This window comes from Streptomyces sp. NPDC015144, assembly GCF_043079735.1.
Lineage (GTDB): Bacteria > Actinomycetota > Actinomycetes > Streptomycetales > Streptomycetaceae > Streptomyces.
Genome location: NZ_JBIBUU010000024.1, coordinates 57,071 through 79,755, shown reverse-complemented (window position 1 = coordinate 79,755; position 22,685 = coordinate 57,071). Strand labels below are relative to the sequence as shown.

Here is a 22,685-nt window from a genome sequence, read left to right as displayed (position 1 = left end):
ATGGCCCAGAAAGAGGAGTCTCCGCCCGGCCATGTCCGGACCAACGGACCAGCTGCGCGCGGCAGGGGCTCAGGGCGTGTTCCGAACGTCCCGTCCGCCCGTCGCGGCCGACCAGTTCTCCAGCAGGAAGTGCAGCGCCTCGACGGACCGCTCCCAGGAGGCCCGCACCTCGCGGGGCGCGCCGAAGCCTCCGCTCGCCTCCAGGGCGCAGTAGCCGTGGAAGGCGCTGCGCAGCAGTCGTACCGCGTCCGTGAGGTCGGGCTCGGTCAGTCCGTAGGCGCGCAGCATTCCGCCGGTGATCTCGACGGTGCGGTGGTACGCGGACGAGGTGGCGACGATCTCGGGGGCGACCTTCATCTGTGTCGCCGCGTACCGCCCGGGGTGCTCCAGGGCGAAGGACCGGTAGGCGTCGGCGAAGCCGGTCAGGGCGTCCCTGCCGGCCCGGCCCGCGACGGCGTCGGTGATCCGGTCGACGAACTCCCCGGCGGCCAGCAGCGCGACCCGGATGCGTAGATCGTCCAGGTTCTTGACGTGCGAGTACAGGCTGGCGTCCTTGACGCCGAAGCCCCGGGCCAGCGCGGAGAGGGTGACCTTCTCGAAGCCGATGGAATCGGCCAGGTCCGCCGCCGCCACCACGACGCGTTCGGTCGTGAGACCCGCGCGTGCCATCCCCACCTCCGCCGAAGGAATCCGAATACCTCCAGGCCCTGTCCTCAAACTGCCGTCCGCCGTGCGGCCCGGCCTCCGGCCGGACGACGGCACTTTGAAGACAGGGCCTAGGAATCTGCCGAATATACACAGGAAGCCCGGCCCGGACGGGTGAGGCCGAACAGGCCGTCGGACCGTCCCCCGCCCATACTGGAGACTCCGGCCTGTCGAAGATCCAGGCACTTCCGAGACGGATTGCGGAGCACCACCATGAGCGGTACCGCGCAGATCGGCGTCACAGGACTGGCGGTCATGGGCCGCAACCTCGCGCGCAACTTCGCCCGCCACGGGTTCACCGTCGCGGTGCACAACCGGACCACGGCCAGGACCGAGTCGCTGGTCGAGGAGTTCGGCGGCGAGGGCTCCTTCGTCCCCGCGCGCACGGCGGAGGAGTTCGTCGCGGCGCTGGAGCGTCCGCGCCGGCTCGTGGTCATGGTGAAGGCGGGTGGGCCGACCGACGCGGTGATCGAGGAGTTCGCCCCGCTGCTGGAGGAGGGCGACGTCATCATCGACGGCGGCAACGCGCATTTCGAGGACACCCGCCGCCGGGAGCGGGAGCTGCGCGGGCGCGGCATCCACTTCGTCGGGGTCGGCATCTCGGGCGGTGAGGAGGGCGCGCTGCACGGGCCGAGCATCATGCCGGGCGGCTCGGAGGAGTCGTACCGCTCGCTGGGGCCGCTGCTGGAGCGGATCGCCGCCAAGGCCGAGGACGGCACCCCGTGCACCACCCACATCGGCCCGGACGGGGCCGGGCACTTCGTGAAGATGGTCCACAACGGCATCGAGTACGCGGACATGCAGCTGATCGCCGAGGCGTACGATCTGCTGCGCACCGTGGCGGGCTACTCCCCCGCGAAGATCGCCGAGACCTTCCGGGGCTGGAACTCCGGCCGTCTCGACTCGTACCTGATCGAGATCACCGCCGAGGTCCTGGCGCACACCGACGCGGCCACCGGCAAGCCGTTCGTCGACATCGTGGAGGACCGGGCCGAGCAGAAGGGCACCGGCCGCTGGACGGTGCAGACGGCGCTCGACCTCGGGGTGCCGGTCTCCGGGATCGCGGAGGCCGTCTTCGCGCGGTCGCTGTCCGGGCACGCGGAGCTGCGCGCGGCCGCCCGTCATCTGGCGGGCCCGACGGCGGTCCCGCTCGGCGAGGAGGCCGCCGCGGCGTTCGCCGCCCGGGTGGAGCAGGCGCTGTACGCGTCGAAGATCGTCTCGTACACGCAGGGGTTCCACCAGATCCGGGCCGGCAGCGAGACGTACGGCTGGGACATCGACCTCGGGGCGGTGGCCTCGATCTGGCGGGCGGGGTGCATCATCCGGGCGGCGTTCCTGGACCGTATCCGGGCCGCCTACGACGCCCGGCCGGACCTGCCGAGCCTGCTGTCCGACGCGCGGTTCGCCGAGGAGATCGGGGCGGCGCAGGACGACTGGCGCGCGGTGGTCGCCGAGGCGGTGCGGCAGGGGGTGCCGACGCCGGGGTTCGCCGCCGCGCTCTCGTACTACGACGGGCTGCGCGCCGACCGGCTGCCCGCCGCGCTCACCCAGGCCCAGCGCGACTTCTTCGGCGCGCACACCTACCGGCGCACCGACCGCGCGGGCTCCTTCCACACGCTCTGGGGCGGTGACCGCTCCGAGGTCGCCACGGGCTGACCAGCATCCGCGAGTACACCCCCTGCTGGACGTCGCGGGAGGAGCGCTTCCCTCCGGATGCCGCGTCCGGCGCGAGTTTCCCGCGCCGGATGCGCCGGTGCGGTCCGGCGGAGCCCCCGTGCGGCACGGGGCGGGCGGCCGGCCCGATCCGGACACCAGGCCCTACCGCGACTGAGCCCAGTCGTAGAGGCGGTGGGCGCTGTCACCGAAGCGCGTGGCGTAGAGCGTGGGCGCGGGTCCGCCCGCGAGTTCGTGGTCGGCAGTGGTGACCCCCACGACGGTGCCGGTGCCGGTGCGGGGATCGAAGTGGGCGAGGTGCGGGCCGCCGCTCGACCCCGCGGACATGTCGCAGGTCTCACCCCACAGCAAGGGGGCCTCGGGACCGGGGCGGCTGCTTCCCGCGCAGTGGACCATACGGGATCCGACGTACTTGTCCGTGGGGTCGTTGAGCCCGTAGTTCGGGTAGCCGAAGGAATGGACGAACTCGTCCTCGACGGGCTTGCCGAAATCGATTTTCTGGCTTCCGGTGACATCCTCGATGGGGCGGCCCCCGGCAGCGGGGTTCGCCACGAGAAGTCCCGTGTCGAAGCCGGCGGCAGCGACGTCCGACGATTCCGTGGTGTCCGGATCGTCGTCCCAACGGGAAGAGGTGGCCATGGTCCTGACGCTGAAGCCGCCGAGCGGCTTCGTTCCGTTGCGGTAGCCGGGCACGAAGTAGAAGTTGTGGTTCCAGGTGTCGTCGGCAGAAGGCGACCCGACGCTTCTCAGGCAGTGTGCCGCTGTGACGATGGTGCTGCGGTTGGCGCTGGTGACGACCGTCGCGGTGCAACTGCCGTCGTAGCCGTCGGAGAAGGTGAAGAACAGCCGGCCGACGTTCTTCTCCACCGCCCCGCCGTGTGTCCACACGGCCCCGGGGTCCGGGGTGTTCCCGGGGAGCGGCCGGGGGTCGTCCGGTGTGTTGTCGTTCTCGGGCACGGGGGTGATTTCGGGGACCAGAGCCCCTGCCAGCTTCATCCGCCCGGGGGTCCAGTAGGCGTTGATCCGGTTGCGTTCCTTCGTGGTCGTGGCGCCGGCGTGGGTGGTGATGGTGTCCGGTCCTGCCGCACCGGCGCCGGAGGACGAGGGTCCGGGCGGCGCGGCGTTGGCGGCCGCGGTCGGTGCGAGCAGTGCGGCCATGGTCGCCGGAACGGCGAAGGCGGCGCCGATCGCGCGCCGAAGAGCCCTGCCGGTGCTGCCCTGGTGACCGTGTGAGCGGTGAGGAGTTGTACACATGTGCGAGAAATTAGTGACACGATGTCAGGAAGCGGTCAGAAGAGTGTGAGGGTGGTGTCCGAGCGAATGGGCCGCCTCGCCCGGTCGGCCCGTGATCAGGCCGTTGACCGTCCCAATCGCACGCAGGCCGACACCGTCACGACCGGGCCCGTCGCCCGGGCGGGCGACCCGGGGTGCGGTGGCGGCGGGGCCGTGCGTAAGTAGCAGCAGGCCCCTTCCCCGATGCCGTCACCGCCCCCGTCCCCCACCCTCGCCGCCCAGGGAGCTCCCGCATGTCCGATGCCACCCCGGACCCGGCCGCGGCCCAGCCCGTCGTCGCACCGCTGACCACTGCCGCGCTGATCCTGGTCGCCACCATCGAGCCGGGCGGCGAGGCGGCCGTGCGCGAGGTGCTGCCGGACCTGGCGGCCTTCGCCCGCTCCATCGACTTCCGCTACCCGGAGGCCGGGCTGATCTGTGTGACCGGTTTCGGCTCCGACGCCTGGGACCGGCTGTTCAGCGGGGAGCGCCCGGCCCTGCTCCACCCCTTCGAGGAGCTGCGCGGCGCTCGGCACCACGCGCCGGCCACGCCGGGAGACCTGCTGTTCCACATCCGGGCCGAGCGGATGGACGTCTGCTTCGCCTGGGCGGACCGGCTGTTCAAGCGGCTCGGGGACGCGGTGCGGGTCGTCGACGAGACGCAGGGATTCCGCTCCTTCGACCACCGGGACCTGCTCGGTTTCGTGGACGGCACGGAGAATCCGGTGGGCGACGACGCCCGTTCGGCGGCGCTGGTCGGCGCCGAGGACCCGGCGTTCGCGGGCGGCAGCTATGTCGTCGTGCAGAAGTACCTGCACGATCTGACCGCCTGGAACGCGCTGAGCACCACGGAGCAGGAGCGGGTCATCGGCCGTACCAAGCTGGACGACGTCGAGTTCGCCGACGAGGTCAAGCCCCCGGACTCGCACGTCGCCCTGAACACCATCACCGACCCCGACGGTACGGAACGCGACATCCTGCGCGCCAACATGCCGTTCGGCAGCTTCGAACAGGGCGAGTTCGGCACGTACTTCATCGGGTACGCCGCCGATCCGGGGGTGACCGAGCAGATGCTCCGCAACATGTTCCTCGGCAGCCCGCCCGCCACCCACGACCGCATCCTCGACTTCTCCACCGCGGTCACCGGCACGCTCTTCCACGTCCCCAGCGCCGACTTCCTCGACGCTCCGCCGCCCCCGCCGTCACCGGCCCCGGCCGCCGCCGTCCTGCCGGAGCCCGCGTCCGCGCCGGTCACGGTCCCGGACCGGTCCGCCGACGGTTCGCTGCACATCGGCAGCCTGCACGAAAGCGCCCAGTGATGAACAATCTGCACCGCGAACTCGCCCCTGTCACCGATGCCGCCTGGGACCAGATCGAGGAGGAGGCCCGGCGCACGTTCAGCCGCCATGTGGCCGGCCGCCGGGTGGTGGACGTCACCGACCCGGAGGGCCCGGGGCTGGCCGCCATCGGCGACGGGCATCTGCGCGGCATCGACCCGCCCGCGCCCGACGTCGTCGCGCGGGCCCGCACCTCGGTGCCGGTCATCGAGTGGCGGGTGCCGTTCACGGTGACCAGGGCGGCGGTGGACGATGTCGAGCGCGGCTCGGACGACAGCGACTGGCAGCCCGTCAAGGACGCCGCCCGGACCTGTGCGTTCGCCGAGGACATGGCGATCATCGACGGGTACGCGGCGGCCGGGATCACCGGACTGCGGGACGGCTCCTCGCACACGCCGCTGACGCTGCCCGCCGACGCCCGCGACTATCCGGCCACCGTCAGCCAGGCGCTGACCCGGCTGCGGCTGGCCGGGGTCGACGGCCCGTACCGGCTGCTGCTCGGGGCCGACGCCTTCACCGAGGCCACCGAGACCTCGGACCACGGGTACCCGGTCGCCACCCATCTGGGCAGGCTCCTCGACGACCAGATCCTGTGGGCGCCCTCCGTCACGGGCGGGGTGCTGCTGTCCACCCGGGGCGGTGACTTCGAGCTGTGCCTCGGGCAGGACCTGTCCATCGGCTATCAGGACCACGACGCGACGAGCATCCGGCTCTACTTCCACCAGGCGTTCACCTTCCGGATGCTGACGCCGGAGGCCGTGGTCCCGATCATCGCCTGAGCGCGGGTCACTTCCTCCGGTGTCCGGACGCCTTGACGTCCCAGCTCAGGGTGGAGGTGGCCAGGGCGCGGACGGCGGGGTCGCGGATGGCGTCGGTGCGGTCGACGGCCCGTGCGGTCACCCGGTGGCCGCGGCCGTCCGGGCGGACGCCGAGCGAGGCGGGGGTGACGGCGGTGCGCCCGCGGGCGGCGGTCCGCTCGACGCCGTCCACGTACCAGCGCAGCTCGGTGCGGGCGAGACCGGCCGGGGCGCCCGGACGGTGGGCGCGGGGTGCGGTGCCGGTGGTGCGCACGGTGATGCGGTGGCCGGGGGCGAGGGCGGTGCCGGTGTCGACGGTGCTGGTCAGGGCCTTGCCCGCGCGGTAGAACCCGGCGATCATCGCCTCGCGGCCCGGCAGGTTGAACTCGGTGTTGCCGAGTTCGCGCATGATCGAGGACGCGGTGGGGCGGTAGAGGCCGGACGGGTAGTAGGCGCTGCCCTCGTACGTGCCGACGCTGCCGCCCGCCGGGTCCGCCTGGCCGAGCCAGCGGTACCACTTCGCCTGCTTCTGCGTGAGCCGGTCGGCGGTGTACGTGGTGGAGTTGATGCCTCCGGGCTCGCCGCCGGTCCAGGTCCCGTACTCGTCGTAGGTGTACTCGTCGTCGAGCAGGCCCACCGAGTGGCCGATCTCGTGGGCGGCGATCATGCCGGACGCGGGGTGGTCGGAGGAAAGGGTGGAGACCCCGTTGAAGGGGTAGCCCTCGGCCTGGAGACCGGAGTAGCCGGCGCCGCCGTACTTGGTGGAGTTGGCGATGACGACCACGAGGTCGGCGGCCGGGGCCTTCGCGGCGTACGCGGCCACCTTGTCGATGTCCGCGCAGATCAGCCGCTCGATGTCGGAGCACCAGAAGCCGCTGCCGAGCGCGGTGTTCCGGACGGTGCCGGGGTCGGGGTCGCCGCTGATCCCGGATTCGGCGGAGACCGCGTCGACGGTCCAGACGTTGAAGAGGTCCTGGTAGCTCCGGTAGGGCTCCAGGGCCGTGATGTCGGCCCACTTGGCGGCGGCGTCGGCGTGGAAGTCGTCCTGCTGGCCGGCCGTGTAGCCGTCGCCGACGATCACGACGTCCAGGCGGTCGTCGGTCGGGCCGGTCACCGCCTGTTCGCCCACCGTGCCGTCGGCGGCGGCCTCGGCGGCGCTCAGCGGGGCGGCGGTGGCGGCGGCGCGGGCCGGGGAGGTGGCCGGGACCTCGGTGGTCCGGCCGGCCCCGCCGGGGTCGGGGAAGTACTCGGCCGCCACCCGACGGCCGTCGCCGGGGCCGGTGGGGGCGGCCGAGGCCGGGGCGGTGACGGCGGTCGCCGCCAGGAGGGCGGCGAGGGCGAGCCCCGCCGTCACTCCTGCCGTTCGACGCGCGCGGGGGCGTATCCGCATGGACAACTCCTTCTGGTCCGGAGCGACTTCCAGGGCACGATCAACGTGTAACCCATGGGTTAAGTCGAGTTGATGCGACGCTTAACCTAGAGGCGAACGAACCTTCGAACAAGGCCCGGCGTCCGGTGCCCGGGGGTCGTATCCGGGCATTTACGATGCGTGGACCGCGTTCCGGCGCGGCACACGCGGGCGAAGGGGGTGGCGCGATGGGCGCGAAGGGCACGGCGGGACGGGGAGCGGCGCCGGAGGAGGGCCCCGAGCCGCTCGGCCGACGCGTCCAACGTCTGCGTACGGAAAGAGGACTGACGCAACGACAGCTCGCGGAGCCGTCGTACACCCCGGCCTATGTCTCCACGGTGGAGGCGGGCCGGGCACGCCCCTCGGAGGCGGCCCTGCGCCATCTCGCGGACCGGCTCGGCGTCACGTACGAGGAGCTGGCGACGGGGCGCCCGGCCCATCTGGCGACCGCGCTGCGGCTGCGGCTGGTCGAGGCCCAGCGGACCCTGGCCACCGGCGCCGCCGAGGACGCCGCCGCCGACTACGCCGGACTGCTCGACGAGGCCGCCCGGCACGGACTCGACGAGGAACGCGCCACGGCCCTGCTCGGCCTCGGCCACTGCGCGCTGGAGACGGGCGATCTGCCGGTGGCCCGCGAACACTTCGAGGCCGCGGAGCTGCTGCTCGCCGACGCCCCGCTGCCCCGCCGCGCCCCGGCGGTCCGGGGCCGGGCCGTCGCGCATCTCCTGGCGGGCGAACTGCGTTACGCCTGCTACCTGCTGGAGAGCGCCATCGACGAGCTGAACGCCTCGGGGCTCCAGGATCCCGGCGCGCTCCTGCTGCTGTACACGGCCGCGATCGCCCCGTACATGGACATGGGCGCGCATGCCCGCGCCGCCCAGGCGGGCGAGCTGGCGCTGGCCCTCGCCCCGCGGGTCGCCGATCCGGAGCTGGTCGCCGGGCTGCACCGCAGCGTCGCCCGCACCCTCATCGCGGCGGGCCGCACCGCCGAGGCCGACGCCTCACTGGCCCGGGCCGCGGAGATCTACCAGCAGCTCCAGATCCGCACCGAGCTCGCGCACTGCCACTGGATGCGCGGCTACGTCCACGCCCAAGACGGGGACCTGCCGGGTGCCGAGAGCGAGTTGCGCGCCGCCCGCGCCATGCTGGCGTCCAAGCGGGCCCGGCTGTACACGGCGCAGGTCGAGGTGGAGCTGGCCGATGTGCTGCGCCGCCGGGGCCGGGCCGGGGAGGCGCGGGAGCTGCTCCTGCGACTCCTGGGCGAGCTGCACCCGGACCGGGGCGCGGTGCACGCGGGCGGGGCGCACCGGCTGCTCGGCCTGATCCACGAGGAGCAGGGCGATCCGGAGGCCGCCGAGGAGCACTACGTCACCGCGCTGGGCCTGCTGGAGCGGGCCGGGGCCGCCGGGGACCTCGCGGACATCTGCCGGCTCCTGGGCGACCTGCTGCGCCGTACGGGCCGGACGGAGGCGGCCATGGACGCCTACCGGACCGGGCTCGGCCACCGCTCCTCCCCCGGCACCACCACCCTGGGCCCGGCCCCCGTCCGCCCCCGGCCCTGATCCGGCACGGCCGTCCTACTGCGGGGCGGGCTCGGGGCGGGGCTCCGGGGGCTGCGGGATCGGGTCGGGCGAGGGGCCGGGCGGTACCGGACCCGGCCCCGGGGGCGGTTGCGGGGGTTGCGGAGGTTCCGGCACCGGTGCGGGCGGGCTCGGCATCGGCCCGGGGGTGGGTGCCGGCGGCACCGGGTCGGGGTACGGGTTGGTCATCGGGGCCTCCGGGGGGATCACATGGTCGCGTCGTACGTCCCGTGTCCCTCCACCGTCCCCCGGGACGGCCGGGCGCGCCCGGTGGGTCAGCCCGTGCGGGTTCGGAACACCCGGTCCCGGGCCACGGCGGCGGCCGCGGCGGCGAGTCCCGGCCGGGGGCTGGCGAGCACCGGCACCCGGGCGGCCGTCCGGGCGGCCGCCCCGGCCATGGACGCCTGGGCGAGCACGATCACCTCGGCGTCCTCCACCGCGTCCACCGCGTCCGCGACCAGGTCCAGGTAGCCCTCGCGGTCACCGGCCTCGAACCGCTCCCAGGCGCCGTCCACCACCTCGGCACGTACCTCGACGGGCCGGTCCCCCGCCTCCTCGGCGAGCAGCGCGAGGGTCGGTGCCAGCGTGCTGCGCACGGCCGCGAGCACCACCACCCGGTCCCGGGTGACGGCGGCGGCCGCCATCGGCCGGTCGACGCGGAGGACGGGGACGCCGAGCGGGGGCGACCCCGCCTCGGCGACGGCGCCGATCGTCGAGCAGGTGCAGAGCACGGCACGGGCCCCGTCCGCGACGGCCCCGGCGAGCAGCGCCCCGACCTCCTCCGCCACCGCTCCGGGGCCGGCCTCCCGGGCCCGGTCGAGCAGTTCCTCCCGTACCAGGTGGCGCAGGACGAGCCCGGGGTGGTCGGTGTCCCGGAGGGCGTCGAAGACCGGTACGTGGACCGGGGAGGTGTGCAGCAGCGCGAGGGTCACCGGCCGCACGCTACCGCCCCGGTCCGCGCACCGGCCGGCCGGATCAGCCGTCGGCCCTCAGGGCCCGGAGCAGCATCGGCAGCGAGGAGTGCAGTTCGCGCTGCCAGTAGGGCCAGCTGTGGGTGCCCGGTCCGTAGAAGTCGGTGACGACGTGCTTGGCGCCCGCGCGCTTCAGCCGGGCCGCGAGCGCCTGGTTCTGCCGGTGGAAGTCCGCCTCCAGCTCGCTGGTGCTGCCGGGCGGGTCCAGGGGGCCGGTGGTGCCGTCGCCGGACGACAGGAAGAGGGGCGTCCGGGCCAGGCTCCTGGCCAGGTGGAACGGGTCGTGGGCCGCCCAGATGTCGCGTTGTGCGACCGGGTCGCCCCAGACCCGCAGCGGGTCGTTGCCCTGGCCGGCGAAGAATCCGAGGATGCGCTGCGTGGACTCGTCGTCGAGCAGCGGGTGCACGGAGCCGGAGTACGCCGCGGCCGCCTTGAACATCCCGGGGTGCCGGGCCGCGTACAGCAGGGCTCCCTGACCGCCCATGGAGAGCCCGGCCACGGCCCGGGTGCTGCCCGCTCCCCAGTCGCGTTCCAGGAGCCGGCGCAGTTCCCCGGTGTGGAAGGTCTCCCACGCCGGGTCGCCGCCCCGCCCATAGTTCCACCAGTCGCTGTACCAGCCGTTCCAGCCGCCCTCGGGCATGACCACGAGGACGTCGCGCAGGCTGTCGGTCCGCGCGACGTCGGTCCGGGCGGTCCACGAGGTGTAGTCCCCGCAGCAGCCGTGCAGCAGCCAGAGCGTCGGCCAGTGGCGGCTGCGGTCTCCCGGGTTCCAGCCCTCGGGGGTGAGCAGCCGGACGTTGACGGTGCGGCCGCCGAGGGCCGGTGAGCGGACCGACAGGTCCACCTGCCGGTCGGCGACCCGGGTGACCGCGACGACCTCGGCGCCCCGGGCGGGGGCCGCCGCCCCGGCCGGTGACGCCTCGGCCGCGGTGGCGAGCGTCGGCGCGGCCGAGGCGAGGGCGAGCATCAGTGCGGCGAGGACGAGCCGGAGGCGGGGCCGACGGGTTCTCGGCGGAACGGCCGGACGGGCGGCGCGCGCGCCCGGAACCCCGCGCGTGCCGGGCAACTTGCTGTTCACATGACTCCTTCGGAAGATCGGCCCCGCAACGGTGCGTGCGGCGGCAGCCACCGGTCAAGACATGTGCATGCCCAAAGAAGTGGTCCGCCCGAGGGCGGACCGGTCCACTTCGCCGCCGCGCGGAGAGCGGGGGTACGGGCGGCTCGGCGCGGCGGCGAGGTGGTCGGCCGGTCAGGCAAGCCCGGCGCGCAGGGCGTTGACGCGGGCGGCGGCCGCGTCGAAGGCGGCACCGTCGAGCGTGCCGTCGGTCAACGCCCGGCCGAGGGCGGTCACCGCGTCGTTCCCCTGGGCGACGTCGCGGGCCGAGCACAGCAACAGGTCCATGCCCGCCCCGGCGGCCAGTACGGCGCGTTCCGCGGTGCCGCCGAAGGCGCGCAGAGCCCCGGCCTCCAGGGCGTCGGTGACGGTCACGCCGGGGAATCCGAGCCGGTCGCGCAGCTCCCCGACCACGGCCGGGGAGAGGCCCGCGGGCCGGTCGGCGTCGAGCGACCGGTAGACGGCCCAGGAGAGCATGACGAGCCCGACCCCCGCCCCGATCGCCGCCCGGTACGGCGCCTCGTCGGTGGCGCGCAGGGTGGCCGCGGAGGTGGTGAGGGTGACCGGGCCCAGGTCGGTGTTCTGGTTGGTGGTGGCGGGGCCGAGGCCGGGGAAGTGCTTGGCGGTGGCGGCAACCCCGGCGTTCTGCTGCGCGGTGACGAAGGCCGCGCAGCAGGCGGCCACCGCCGCCGGGTCGCTGCTGTAGGACCGCTGGTACCGGTCGGTGAAGTCACCCGCCTTGCGGTACACGTCGAGCACCGGTGCCAGGTTGACGTTCATGCCGACACCCGCGAGGTTCATGCCCGCGCCCTCGCCGGTGAACGCGGCCTGCGCCTTGGGGTCCGCGGAGGCGCCGACGGCCTTCGCGGACAGGACGGGCTCGCCGGGCAGGCGGCGCACCAGGCCGCCCTCCTGGTCGGTCATCAGGAGCAGCGGGGCCTTCACGGGGGCGGAGGCGTGCGCCTCGTTCATCGTCCGGACGACGCCCTCGATCTGGGTCAGGTTCTCGATGTTCTCGCCGAAGAAGATCACTCCGGCCGTGCGCCCCTCCCTGATGGCGTCCAGCAGGGCGGCGGGAGGCGTGAGCCCCGGGTAGGAGTGGATGACGCACTGTCCGGCGCGCTGGGCCGGGGTCAGCTCGGGCAGCCGCAGGCGGGCGCCCTCGGGCAGGCGCGGGGCGGCGCCCGCGCGGCCCGTCGCCCCCACCCCGCCGACCAGGGCCGCGGTCGTGGCGAGCAGGGCGCCGCGCCTGCTGAGGGGCCGTGGTGTCGCGGTCATGACGTGCTCCTTCGCGAACTGTCGTTGCGTCCGGCCGGAGAGGGGCCGGCGGGCCGGTCCCGGCCGTACGCCGGCCGGTCGCGGCAGGGCTCCGGGCCGGAGCGGCTCGCACCGCCGCTCCGGCCCGGGTCGCCGGTGGTCCCAGGGTCACAGAGACCCGGGGCGGTCACCGGGTACCGACACCCGCCGTCACGGGGTGTTGTTGGCCAGGGCCAGCAGACGCGAGCGGTCGCCGCCGAAGCGGTCGCGGTCGACGTTCCCGGAGACACCGCTCACCGAGCCGGTGGAGCTGTACTGCCAGACGGTCCAGTACGGGAAGCCCGCCGGGATGGAGGGGTTGCTCGCGGTGGTCCAGTGGGCCACCCACAGCGGGCTGCGCGCGGACATGCCGCTCCAGCCGCCGGTGCAGGAGTTCCACCAGCTCGGGCTGGTGTAGATCACGACGTCGCGGCCGGTACGGGCCTTGTACCTGTTGTAGAAGTCGAGGATCCAGGTCTGCATGGCGGCGGCCGTCTTGCCGTAGCAGCTGCCCTCGATGTCGAGCACGCCGGGGAGCGTCAGGTTGTCGCGGGACCAGGCGCCGCCGTTGCTGGCGAAGAAGTCGGCCTGCGCCGCGCCCCCGGACACGTCGGGCCGGGCGAAGTGGTAAGCGCCCCGGATCACGCCCGCGTTGTAGGCGCCCAGGTAGTTGGCGCTGAAGGTGGGGTCCTTGTACGTGGTGCCCTCGGTCGCCTTCATCCAGGCGAACTCGATGCCGGCGCCGCGGACCGAGCCCCAGTTGATGCCGCCCTGCCAGCTGGAGACGTCCACGCCCAGGGGGGTGGCCTGGATGTTCATGTCCGGCTTCGCGTCGAGGCGGAGCTGCCGGGTGTCCGGCTTGAAGTCCCTGCCGTCCTGGACGTAGCCCACGCCCATGTACCCCTTGCCCTGCGGTACGGCGTTGTCCGACGCGTGCGGTGCGGCGGAGGCGGTGCCCGACAACAGACCGACGGCCAGGGCGAGGCTCGCCCCGACGACGCCGGCCGAGGTGAGTCTTTGCTGTGCGGATTTACGGGAAAGGCTCCGGGAGAACAAGGCTTCCTCCTGCTGGGTGGGGGGAGTGGGATGCAGTGGTGCCGCGTGGTCCTTCGTGCGGTGGATCCCACGGCGCCTGTGTACGGGCGGCGCCGTGATCGGCGGAGCTGCGTGCGTCCGGTCAGGAGGAGTCGGCCACGCGTTCCCGAGGGTCTACGCGCGTCCGATGACGCGAACATGACACAGTGAGCCACAGGAGGGCCGGTCCGGTAAACAGTTTTCCGTTCTGTTAGTGGACCAGACCAATACGCGCTCCGGTGAGCTGCGGGAACGCGCGGAGCCGGGCAGAAAATTTTCAACCTCCAAAGGAAGTAGGGCTGTTGGGGCCTGGCCCCACCGGATCGTCCGGGACCGGGGCGGTCGCCCGCCGGCGCCCGCGCCCCGTCGATGGCCGCACCCCGGGGCCGGCCGAGCGCCGTGGCGCCGTCCGCGCGGCCCGGCCCGCCCCCACGGCCGTCTCCGGGCTCTTGTTATCCTCCCTCGGCCCCCGACAGGAGCACGATGAACCCTCACAGCCCTTCCGCCCCGGCGACGCGCCCGCCGCTGCTCGACGACTTCTCCCTCGAAATGACCGGCAAGGACGTACCGGGACTGGAGGAGGCCGCGCACCTCGTCCCGCCCGGGACCCGGATCAACGTGACCTTCCTCGGCAACGAGGACCAGGAGGCCCGGCTCGGGGCGGCCCTGGCCGCGAAGCGCCTCGGGTTCCGCCCGGTACCGCACATGTCCGCCCGCCGGCTGACCTCCCGGGCCGAGTTCGAGGCGTTCCTCGGCGGTCTGCGGTCCGGCGACGCCCACACCGACGTCTTCGCCGTGGGCGGCGACCCCGCCCGCCCGCAAGGGCCCTACCCGGACGCCCTCTCCCTGATCGAGTCCGGTCTGCCGTCCGCCCACGGGGTCCGGCACATCGGGATCGCCGGGTACCCGGAGGGCCACCCGGCCATCGCCTCCGACGTGCTGTGGGCCACCCTGCGCAAGAAGAGCGCGGCCGTCGCCGACCAGGGGCTGGGCGCCGACATCATCACCCAGTTCGGCTTCGACGCGGATCCCGTGCTGGCCTGGATCGAGCGCGTCCGGGACGAGGGCATCACCCTGCCCGTCCGGGTCGGCGTCCCGGGACCGGCCGGGGTGCGGCGGCTGCTGAACTACGCCAAGCGGTTCGGCGTGGGCACCAGCACGTCCATCGCCAGGAAGTACGGCCTCTCCCTCACCAACCTGATGGGCACCGCGGGCCCGGACCGGTTCCTGCACACCCTGGCCGAGGGGTACACCCCGGCACGGCACGGCGAGGTGAAGATCCACTTCTATACGTTCGGCGGACTCCGGGCCACCTCCGAGTGGGTCGCCGGATTCACCGGCGGAACGTGACGGCGCCCCGGGCCACTCGCGCCCGGGGCACCTCGGCGGACCCACCGCCGGGTGGACCGCTCAGGAGCCGGTGCCCGGCTTGACGCCCCAGACGTAGACGGCGTCGTCGAGCTTGAGCAGGTCCCACAGCTTGGCGGCGTCGTCGACGGTGAGGTTGACGCAGCCGGCGGAGCCGCCGCCGTCGAAGAGGTCGCCCGGATGTCCGTGCAGGGCCTGGCCGCCGTCGAAGAACTGGGAGTACGGCATGGGGGCGTCGTCGTACAGCGAGGAGACGTGGTCCTTGTCGCGCCAGTAGATGGAGTGCCAGCCGGGCCGGGTCTCCTGGGTCTGGCGCCCGGTGCGTATCGGGACCGGGCGGAAGTCGATCCGCTTGTTCGTCTGCACCCACAGCAGTTGCCGGTCCATGTCCACACAGGTGACCCGGTAGGTGCGGACCGGGCAGTGCCCGGCGGCGTTCGGGTCGTCGGCCGCCTGGACCGCGAGCATGTAGCGGTACGTGGACAGATCCGCGTACCCGTCGGTGCGGGGCAGCTCCTGCTTGGCCTGGAACGTTCTGATGGCCTCGCAGTCCGCCTCGGACTGGATTCCGTCGACGGGGCGGCCGAGGTACTTCTCCAGCTCCCGCTGGTAGGGGCCGGTCGGTGCGGTGCACCCGGCGGAGGGGGCGGAGGCCGCGGTGGCGGGGGCCGCGAGCGCCACGGACGCGAGGACCGCCGCGGCGGCGGCGGTCGCGAGGGCGGATATGGGGGCAGGACGCACGGGGCGAACCTCCTGGCGGACGTGGGGAGACCGTTTCCGCCAGTGAAACAGCGCACCGGTCCGGCCGCCCTGTTGTGGTGGCCGAACCGGTGACCGCCCCGGTCGCCCGGGGCGGTCGTACGCCGTATCCGTGTCAGCAGGACTTGCCCTTGCAGGGCTCACCGCGCTCGTTGGAGAGTTCGACGTGCACGCCCTCGGCGCTGTTGGCCCCGGTCACCGCGTAGGGGCCGAAGACCGGGTTCTCGGGCAGCTCATAGCCCTCGGGCACGGCGGTCTCCAGCAGGTAGTAGTCCCCGAGCGGCAGGTCCGGGAAGGTGCACAGCCCGGCCCGGTCGGTGGCGCAGCCGGGGCCGAACCGGGTGTCGGGGTCGGCGCCCGTGGTCTGGAGGCCGGCGATGCCGTTGGTCTCCTTCCAGCTCTCGAACACGGCCCCGGGCAGCGGCCTGCCGTCCTTGCGGTCGGTCTTGGTGAGGTGGATCGAGCCGTGGTTGTGCGGCTCGACGGCGCTGACGTCCCGGGCCTCGGCCTGCACGCCCCGGCTCGCGTTGTCCTCGGTGAGGACCAGCGGGCCGAAGACGTCCGGGTCGGGCAGTTCGTAGCCGGGAGGGGCGGCGGTCTCACGCCAGTAGTACGTGCCGAGCGTCGTGGTGACGGAGCAGCGCCCGTCGGCCGCCGTGACGCAGGTGGTCACCCGGGTGTCGGGGGTGGTTCCACCGGTCTGGAGCCCGGGGAGGCCGTTGCTCTCCCGCCACAGCTCGAAATGGGCGCCGGGCAGGACGTCCCCGGTGTCGGCGTCGGTCTTCAGGATCCGGACCTGGCCGGTGACCATGGGCACGCCGGAGCAGTCGGGCAGGTCGCCGTCGAAGGGGTAGGCGTGGAACTCCTGGCCGCCACCACCGCTCGCGAGGCTGGTGTGGGTGAGCGAGCCGGTGGTGAAGAAGCGGCCGTTGACCCCCGCCATGGTCACCGTCGTCATGGACGACTGGTCGCCGATGAGGAAGCTGCCCTGCATCTGGCCGATGCCCTGGAGGCGGACGGTGGTGGCGTCGGGGATGTTCCACAGCAGCCGCTCGCGCAGCGCGTTGAGCGGGTCGTCGCTGTCGTTGATGGCGCCGCTGTAGGTGTTGACGGTGCGGTTGGCGCCGACGATGTTGACGAGAACGGTGGCGTCGGCGGGGATGTCCTCGAAGACGATTCCCTGGGGGCCGCCGCCGGGCGCGGTCAGGTCGAAGTCCACGTTGAAGACCTGGAGCGCGGACCGGCCGTCGCCGTGGAAGACGGTCTGCCCACCCTCGTTGACCGCCGTTCCGGTGGCTTCCCGGGGGCGCCCGTCGACCCGGGCGTAGCAGCGGCTGGCCGCGGTCAGGTCGTCCCGCAGCCCGGCGTACGGCACGGCGGCGTCCGGGTCGTGGACGAGCCGTCCGTCCACCGTTCCGGACTCGGTTCCGGCGTACCGTGCGACGCCGGGTTCCTCGATGACCCCGCCGGTGAGGTCGAGGCGCTGGCCCGGGGCCACCGTCAGGTTCCCGCCGGTGGTCAGGAAGTCCGCGCCAGGGGACGGGGGGACCCGGGAGCCGACCCCGGCGATCCCGAGGTTGTACAGGCTGCTGGCCCCGGCCTCCTTCTGCTGGTCGAAGTTGTCGAGCACGACCACGCGACCCTCGGCCTCCGCGGCCCGGCCCCGTACCAGGAAGTCGTCGCCGACGAAGACGTTGACGGCGTCGTCGCGGCCGGCGAACGGACCGTTGCCGACCCCGGGGAACGGGTCCGGACAGGAACCGGGTACGCAGGGGCCGAGGCCGCCGGGCAGCGGCGCCGCCTGGGCGGGCGCGGCACCGATTCCGAGGGTGAGCACCGGCACGGTCGCCACGGCCACGGCCAGGGCCGTACCGGTGCTTCCGACTCGGACGCGCAGCGCGCCGAAGCGTTGGGAGATACGTCTCATGAGGGCATGTTCGATCTCCGACCGGCACCGGATGCCCGCGTGACACGGAGCACTGACCGGATCTCGCGATCGATCTCAGTCGAACGGCGTACGCCGGGCACGGCGGGTCGTGTCCGCCGGGGACGGGCTCACTCCCCGGACTCCGGCCCGCTCCCGGGCGGGGGCGCCAGGATCACCGGCCAGTCCTCCTCCGCCTCCCCGGCGTCCGGCGCGCCGCCCGGTTCCTCGGCGAGGAGCACGGTGGCGGGTGCCGCCCGCGCGTACAGCTCAGGGTCCGCCTGGGCCTCCGCGCGCAGGATCAGCACCGCCTCGGGGTCCACCGCCGAGCGGTCGGGGAACTCCGCCGGGTCCACGCCCGTACGCGCCAGCACGGAGGCGTACACCGCGAGGCCGACGGTCAGGCGGTGGCCGTCGAAGGCGCGCTCGGCCCAGCCGTCGGTGCGCACCAGGTAGAGCACGCCGTCGCCCTCGTAGCAGTGGTCGCCGAGCCGGGCGGCGACGCGCTCGCCGGGCGTCCCGTCCGGGTCGACGTGGAGGGTCACGAAGGGCGTCGCGGGCTCGTCGGGGTCGACGCCGGTACGGACGTGGAGCCGGGCCATGAGCGGGCCTCCGGTGAGAAGTGGGGCGGGCGGTGCCCAGTACAGCACGGCCCACCGACAGCCCGGTCCGGCGTACCGCCCGGCCGACGGGGAATCCTTCAACAGGGCGGAGCGCGAAGCGGGTTGACGCCCATGGGTCCGCACCGGAACCCGATCCTCCGCGACCGCCGGGCCGGAGATCGGGTGACCGGATTCCGTCCAGGGGGTAGGCCCGCACCGCCCTCTTGCTATACGTTCCGTCTAACAGCTTGCTAGACGTGACGTCTAACAAGGGAGCGAGGCGCCCGGCGAGCGCCGAGTCGATCAGTCGAATCGAGGAGCCGCACCATGGCAAGCAGCACCGTTCGGCCGCAGGACCAGGACCGGTTCGACGAGAACGACGTCGCCCGGCGCCTGCTCGCATCGTCGGCGAAGCTCTCGTACGACCCGGCCACCGAGGTGGACTGGAACACCCCGCTGGACAAGGAGTTCCACGGCGCGAGCCCGGAGTGGAGCACGCTCTACGGCACCTCGTACTGGGCCGAGATGACCGAGGAGCAGCGCAAGGAGCTGACGCGCCAGGAGGCCGCCTCGGTGGCCAGCACCGGCATCTGGTTCGAGATGATCCTCCAGCAGATGGTGCTGCGCGACATCTACACCACGGATGCCACCGATCCCCGGTTCCAGTGGGCCCTCACCGAGATAGCGGACGAGTGCCGGCACTCCATCATGTTCGCCCGCGGGGCGGCGAAGCTGGGGGCTCCGGCGTACCGGCCGCGCCGCGCGGTGGTCGAACTCGGGCGGGCCTTCAAGACGCTGGCCTTCGGCGAGGCGGCGTACGCGGCGATCCTGGTCGCCGAGGAGGTCCTCGACGTCATGCAGCGCGACTGGATGCGGGACGAGCGGGTCGCTCCGTTCGTCCGCACCATCAACAACATCCATGTCGTCGAGGAGTCCCGGCACATGAAGTTCGCCCGCGACGAGACCCGCAGGCGGCTGCGGAACGCGGGTCCGGTGCGGCGGCAGATCCACGCGTTCGTGATCGCCGTGGCGTCCTACTTCATCGTCACCAGCATGGTGAACCGCGAGGTCTACGCGAACGCCGGGCTCGACGCCCGGCGCGCCCTCGCCGAGGCCGCCGCCAATGAGCACCACAAGTCCCTGATGCGGTCGAGCTGTTCGGGGCTGATGGAGTTCCTGGCCTCGGCCCGGCTCCTCACCCGGCCCGCGCTGGCCCTCTACAGGCGCGCCCACCTGATCTGACCCGTCCCGACCCCGAGAGAGCCGATCCGAGCCGAGCGACCCGAGCCGACGAGATGACCTACGCGATCACCCAGACCTGCTGCAACGACGCCACCTGTGTCGCCGTGTGCCCCGTCAACTGCATCCACCCGACCCCGCAGGAGCGGGCCTTCGGCAGCACGGAGATGCTGTACGTGGACCCGAGGGCCTGCATCGACTGCGGGGCCTGCGCCGACGCCTGCCCGGTCGACGCGGTCTTCCCGGTGGACTCCCTGCCCGAGGGGCAGCGGGAGTACGCCGCGATCAACGCCGCGTACTACGCGGGCCGGGAGCCCGAACCGGCCGACGAGGGGCCCAACTTCCATCACTGGGACGCCCCTTCGTTCGATCGGAGCCTGCCCTCGGACTTCGGGCCGATCCGGGTCGCGGTCGTCGGCACGGGACCGGCCGGCATGTACGCGGCCGAGGACCTGCTGCTGCACACCAACGCCGAGGTGACCCTGGTCGACCGGCTTCCGGTGGCCGGCGGGCTCGTCCGGTACGGCGTGGCGCCCGACCACCCCTCCACCAAGAAGGTCGGCGAGACCTTCGCCCGGTTCCACGCCCATCCCCGGGTGCGGATGCTTCTGGGCGTCGAGATCGGCAAGGACGTCACCGCCGCGGAGCTGGCCGCCCACCACGACGCGGTGGTCTACGCGGTGGGCGCCTCCACCGACCGCCGGATGAACATCCCCGGCGAGGACCTGCCGGGCAGCGTCTCGGCCACCTCGTTCGTCGCCTGGTACAACGCACACCCCGAGGCCGCGCCGGACCCGGTCGCCCTGGACACGCCCCGGGTGGTCGTGGCGGGCAACGGCAACGTCGCCCTCGACGTCGCCCGCATCCTGGTCACCGACCCGGACACGCTGGCCGGTACGGACATCGCGGACCACGCGCTCGCGGCGCTGCGGGCCTCGAAGGTGCGCGAGGTGGTGCTGCTCGGGCGGCGCGGACCGGAGCACGCGGCGTACAGCGCCTCGGAGCTGTTGGCCCTCAAGCGGCTGCCCGGGGTGGAGCTGGTGGTCGACGACCGCGACCCCCGGACCGGTGGCACGATCGACGGAGCGGCGGCGGACGACCGGGCGGCGCTGCTGCGCGGGGTGCCCCGGGAGACGGTCGACTGGTCGGCCGCGCCCGGCCCGGGGCGGCGGATCGTGCTGCGGTTCCACTCCGCCCCCGTGGAGGCACTGGGCGACGAAGCCGTGCGGGCGGTGCGGGTGACCGACGGGCGGGAGGAGTCGGAGATCCCCGCGGGCGTCCTGCTGCGGGCGGTCGGCTACCGCGGCGTACCGGTCGCGGGCCTCCCGTTCGACGAGGGGACCGGCACCGTTCCGCACGAGCGCGGCCGGGTGGCGGGCATGCCGGGCACGTACGTGGTCGGCTGGATCAAGCGCGGGCCCTCGGGCGGGATCGGCGCCAACCGCACCTGCGCCGCCGAGACGGTGGGCACGCTGCTGGCCGACGCGGTGGCCGGCCGGCTGACGGCGCCGACGCCCGCGCCGAAGGAGTTCCGGAAGCTGGCCAGGAGCCGTAACCGCCAGGTGGTCGACGCCCGGGGGCTGGCCGCCATCGACCGGGCCGAGCTGGCCCGGGGCCGCGCCGAGGGACGCCCCCGGGTCAAGCTCGGCACGGTGCGGGAGCTGGTCGCGGCGGCGCGGGGCGGCCGCCGGCGCACCTCGGGCTGACCGGGCACGGGATGGGGCGGCGGGGCCGGAACGGGCTCGCCGCCCCACAGACGTTCATGATCGCTTCATCCGGGCGCCCACCGGGCCGCACCGGAGGCTGACCCACGGCACCTAACTTCTCTGGTTCAGACCGGTTATCCACCCGTTACCCAACCGGTCCGGAAATCCGGAGCGGGCTTTCGGACCGGGGAACAGGCACCCCCGTGAGATTCATCCCCCTCGCCGTCGCCGCGACGTCCGTCGCGCTGATCGCCCCGACCGCCGCGCAGGCCGACTCCCCCGGCACGCGCACCCCGTCCGCCCCCGCCGTCACCGTCCCGGGCGGACGGTACGAGCACGCGGTCGAGGTCAGGTTCCAGGCCGAGCGCGGCACCACCGTCCGCTACACGCTCGACGGCACGACCCCGACCCGCGACAGCAGCGTCTACTCCCCCGGCCGCCCGCTGCGGATCGCCAAGGACACCAACGTCACCGCGGTCGCCTTCCACGGCAACCGGAGCAGCGTCCCGGTCTCGTACGGCTATCTGATCAAGACACGGGAGAAGCCGCTCGCCCGGCTCGTCGTCATGTCCGACGTACACGTCGGCAGCCACAAGGACGCGGACCGGAAGTACGAGAGCTTCTTCGACACCATCGGCTCGATCTTCCCGGAGCCCGACGCGATCCTGTCCAACGGCGACATGATCAACGACAACGGCGACGGCAAGGGCCCCGACCACCGCATCGTCTCCGAGATCTTCCAGGCCAACCTGGCCCGCAAGGGCATGACCGGCACCCAGCTGCTGGTCTCCAACGGCAACCACGACGCGAGCCTCGCGGCGATCCGGGCCGGCTACCCGGCCACCTGGTTCCCCGACTCGGGCGGCGGCTACTACGAGTCCGAGGTGAAGGGCGTGCACGTCCTCACCGTCAACACCGAGACGTACGACTCCGACACCGCCCAGCGCGGCTGGCTCAGGAAGCGGCTCGCCGCGATCACCTCGGCCCCCGGGGCCCGGGACAGGCCGGTCCTGGTCCAGGGCCACCGGCCCACCACGGGCACGACGATGGACGGCCAGCAGGCGGCCAACCCGCGGCTCGCCGAGGACCTGGGCGCCTTCCCGCAGGCCGTCCTCTTCTCGGGCCACTCGCATCTGAACGTCAACGACGACCGTTCGATCCACCAGCGCGACTTCACCTCGGTCAACGACGGTTCGATGTCGTACGTCGAGGTCGACCACGGCTACCAGGCGGTCACCGAGAACGGTCTGGCCGACCGCTTCGAGACGCCCACCGCGCAGGCGCTCTTCGTCGAGGTCTACCGGGACCGCACGGAGATCGCGCGGGTGAACATGGCCGCGGACAAGCACGACATCTACACCGGCGGAAAGTGGTCGGCGAACTGGCAACCGCCCTACGCCAGCGCGGGCACCCTCGCCGGGTCCACCTGGACGGTGCGGCTGAAGGGCTCGACGAACAAGGAGATCAAGGAGAACTTCCGCTACACGGACACCACGCGCAACACCGTCGCGCCCGCGTTCACCACGAGCCGCCCGCTGTCACGGGTGGACGGCGCCAAGGGGGGCACGGCCCTGCGGATCGCGCAGGCGCGGGACGACCAGATGGTGCACCACTACACCGTCGACATCACGGACGCCTCGACCGGCGCCCCGGTCGTGTCGTCCAAGGTCCTCTCGGACTACACCTTCATGCCCCGCCCGAACACCCTCGACATCCCGGTCCCGGGGGCGGTGCCCGGTGGCCGGTACGTGGCCCGGGTGGTCGCCGTCGACGCGTACGGGAACGCCTCCCCGGCCGCCTCGCTGACCTTCCGGGGATAGCCGTGCCGCCGGCCCTCCGGGCATGGCCGGGAGGGCCGG

18 protein-coding genes and 1 pseudogene are annotated in these 22,685 nt (G+C 73.3%); 8 read left to right on the top strand and 11 right to left on the bottom strand.

The window, feature by feature from the left end; translation table 11 throughout:
• Positions 1 to 69: 69 nt before the first annotated feature.
• Complete coding sequence (locus ACF08W_RS30725) at positions 70 to 669, bottom strand: TetR/AcrR family transcriptional regulator (protein WP_392281271.1); 600 nt, start codon at positions 667 to 669, stop codon at positions 70 to 72.
• 249 nt (positions 670 to 918) lie between these two features.
• On the opposite strand from ACF08W_RS30725, the gene gndA reads away from it, so the two are divergent.
• Positions 919 to 2,361, top strand: a complete 1,443-nt coding sequence (gene gndA / locus ACF08W_RS30720) for an NADP-dependent phosphogluconate dehydrogenase (RefSeq protein WP_392281270.1) — start codon at positions 919 to 921, stop codon at positions 2,359 to 2,361.
• Positions 2,362 to 2,523: 162 nt separating this feature from the next.
• Here gndA and ACF08W_RS30715 read toward each other — a convergent pair whose 3' ends face one another.
• Positions 2,524 to 3,633, bottom strand: a complete 1,110-nt coding sequence (locus ACF08W_RS30715; protein ID WP_392281269.1) for a trypsin-like serine peptidase — start codon at positions 3,631 to 3,633, stop codon at positions 2,524 to 2,526.
• A 69-nt stretch (positions 3,634 to 3,702) separates the two neighbouring features.
• Positions 3,703 to 3,777, bottom strand: a pseudogene (locus ACF08W_RS30710) (dienelactone hydrolase family protein); the annotation flags it as partial.
• A 128-nt stretch (positions 3,778 to 3,905) separates the two neighbouring features.
• Between ACF08W_RS30710 and ACF08W_RS30705 the strand changes: the two are divergent.
• A complete protein-coding gene (locus ACF08W_RS30705; protein ID WP_352274511.1) occupies positions 3,906 to 4,970 on the top strand; it encodes a Dyp-type peroxidase in 1,065 nt (354 codons plus the stop codon).
• Complete coding sequence (locus ACF08W_RS30700; RefSeq protein WP_352274510.1) at positions 4,970 to 5,767, top strand: family 1 encapsulin nanocompartment shell protein; 798 nt, start codon at positions 4,970 to 4,972, stop codon at positions 5,765 to 5,767. The genes ACF08W_RS30705 and ACF08W_RS30700 overlap by 1 nt, the downstream gene beginning before the upstream one ends.
• A 7-nt stretch (positions 5,768 to 5,774) precedes the next feature.
• Here ACF08W_RS30700 and ACF08W_RS30695 read toward each other — a convergent pair whose 3' ends face one another.
• The gene (locus ACF08W_RS30695; RefSeq protein WP_392281268.1) at positions 5,775 to 7,175 is read right to left on the bottom strand and encodes a M64 family metallopeptidase; all 1,401 of its coding nucleotides are present in this window, start codon (positions 7,173 to 7,175) and stop codon (positions 5,775 to 5,777) included.
• Between the two features lie 206 nt (positions 7,176 to 7,381).
• Between ACF08W_RS30695 and ACF08W_RS30690 the strand changes: the two genes are divergently transcribed.
• Complete coding sequence (locus ACF08W_RS30690) at positions 7,382 to 8,755, top strand: tetratricopeptide repeat protein (RefSeq protein WP_392281267.1); 1,374 nt, start codon at positions 7,382 to 7,384, stop codon at positions 8,753 to 8,755.
• Between the two features lie 293 nt (positions 8,756 to 9,048).
• Here the strand turns inward: ACF08W_RS30690 and ACF08W_RS30685 are convergent, their stop codons facing one another.
• From ACF08W_RS30685 to ACF08W_RS30670, 4 genes are all read right to left on the bottom strand, one after another.
• Positions 9,049 to 9,705, bottom strand: a complete 657-nt coding sequence (locus ACF08W_RS30685; protein ID WP_392281266.1) for an aspartate/glutamate racemase family protein — start codon at positions 9,703 to 9,705, stop codon at positions 9,049 to 9,051.
• 43 nt (positions 9,706 to 9,748) lie between these two features.
• The gene (locus ACF08W_RS30680) at positions 9,749 to 10,711 is read right to left on the bottom strand and encodes an alpha/beta hydrolase (protein WP_385213940.1); all 963 of its coding nucleotides are present in this window, start codon (positions 10,709 to 10,711) and stop codon (positions 9,749 to 9,751) included.
• A 282-nt stretch (positions 10,712 to 10,993) separates the two neighbouring features.
• Positions 10,994 to 12,136, bottom strand: a complete 1,143-nt coding sequence (locus tag ACF08W_RS30675) for a glycoside hydrolase family 3 N-terminal domain-containing protein (protein WP_392281265.1) — start codon at positions 12,134 to 12,136, stop codon at positions 10,994 to 10,996.
• A 189-nt stretch (positions 12,137 to 12,325) separates the two neighbouring features.
• A complete protein-coding gene (locus ACF08W_RS30670; RefSeq protein ID WP_392281264.1) occupies positions 12,326 to 13,210 on the bottom strand; it encodes a GH25 family lysozyme in 885 nt (294 codons plus the stop codon).
• 501 nt (positions 13,211 to 13,711) lie between these two features.
• Between ACF08W_RS30670 and ACF08W_RS30665 the strand changes: the two genes are divergently transcribed.
• Positions 13,712 to 14,578, top strand: coding sequence for a methylenetetrahydrofolate reductase (locus tag ACF08W_RS30665; RefSeq protein ID WP_385213375.1), 867 nt, complete (start codon positions 13,712 to 13,714; stop codon positions 14,576 to 14,578).
• A gap of 60 nt (positions 14,579 to 14,638) precedes the next feature.
• On the opposite strand, the gene ACF08W_RS30660 is transcribed toward ACF08W_RS30665, so the two are convergent.
• From ACF08W_RS30660 to ACF08W_RS30650, 3 genes are all read right to left on the bottom strand, one after another.
• The gene (locus ACF08W_RS30660; protein ID WP_392281263.1) at positions 14,639 to 15,337 is read right to left on the bottom strand and encodes a L,D-transpeptidase family protein; all 699 of its coding nucleotides are present in this window, start codon (positions 15,335 to 15,337) and stop codon (positions 14,639 to 14,641) included.
• 133 nt (positions 15,338 to 15,470) lie between these two features.
• On the bottom strand, positions 15,471 to 17,282 hold the full coding sequence (locus ACF08W_RS30655; RefSeq protein WP_385213380.1) for a choice-of-anchor A family protein: 1,812 nt from the start codon (positions 17,280 to 17,282) through the stop codon (positions 15,471 to 15,473).
• A 128-nt stretch (positions 17,283 to 17,410) separates the two neighbouring features.
• The gene (locus ACF08W_RS30650; RefSeq protein WP_392281262.1) at positions 17,411 to 17,881 is read right to left on the bottom strand and encodes a hypothetical protein; all 471 of its coding nucleotides are present in this window, start codon (positions 17,879 to 17,881) and stop codon (positions 17,411 to 17,413) included.
• A gap of 327 nt (positions 17,882 to 18,208) precedes the next feature.
• Here ACF08W_RS30650 and ACF08W_RS30645 point away from each other — a divergent pair, with 327 nt between their 5' ends.
• The 3 genes from ACF08W_RS30645 (at position 18,209) to ACF08W_RS30635 (ending at position 22,646) form a co-directional block, all read left to right on the top strand.
• The gene (locus tag ACF08W_RS30645) at positions 18,209 to 19,123 is read left to right on the top strand and encodes a diiron oxygenase (RefSeq protein WP_385213386.1); all 915 of its coding nucleotides are present in this window, start codon (positions 18,209 to 18,211) and stop codon (positions 19,121 to 19,123) included.
• 53 nt (positions 19,124 to 19,176) lie between these two features.
• Positions 19,177 to 20,826 carry an FAD-dependent oxidoreductase gene (locus ACF08W_RS30640; protein WP_392281261.1) on the top strand — a complete coding sequence of 550 codons (1,650 nt, stop codon included), beginning with the start codon at positions 19,177 to 19,179 and terminating at the stop codon, positions 20,824 to 20,826.
• Positions 20,827 to 21,029: 203 nt separating this feature from the next.
• Positions 21,030 to 22,646, top strand: coding sequence for a chitobiase/beta-hexosaminidase C-terminal domain-containing protein (locus ACF08W_RS30635; RefSeq protein ID WP_392281260.1), 1,617 nt, complete (start codon positions 21,030 to 21,032; stop codon positions 22,644 to 22,646).
• Positions 22,647 to 22,685 lie beyond the last annotated feature (39 nt).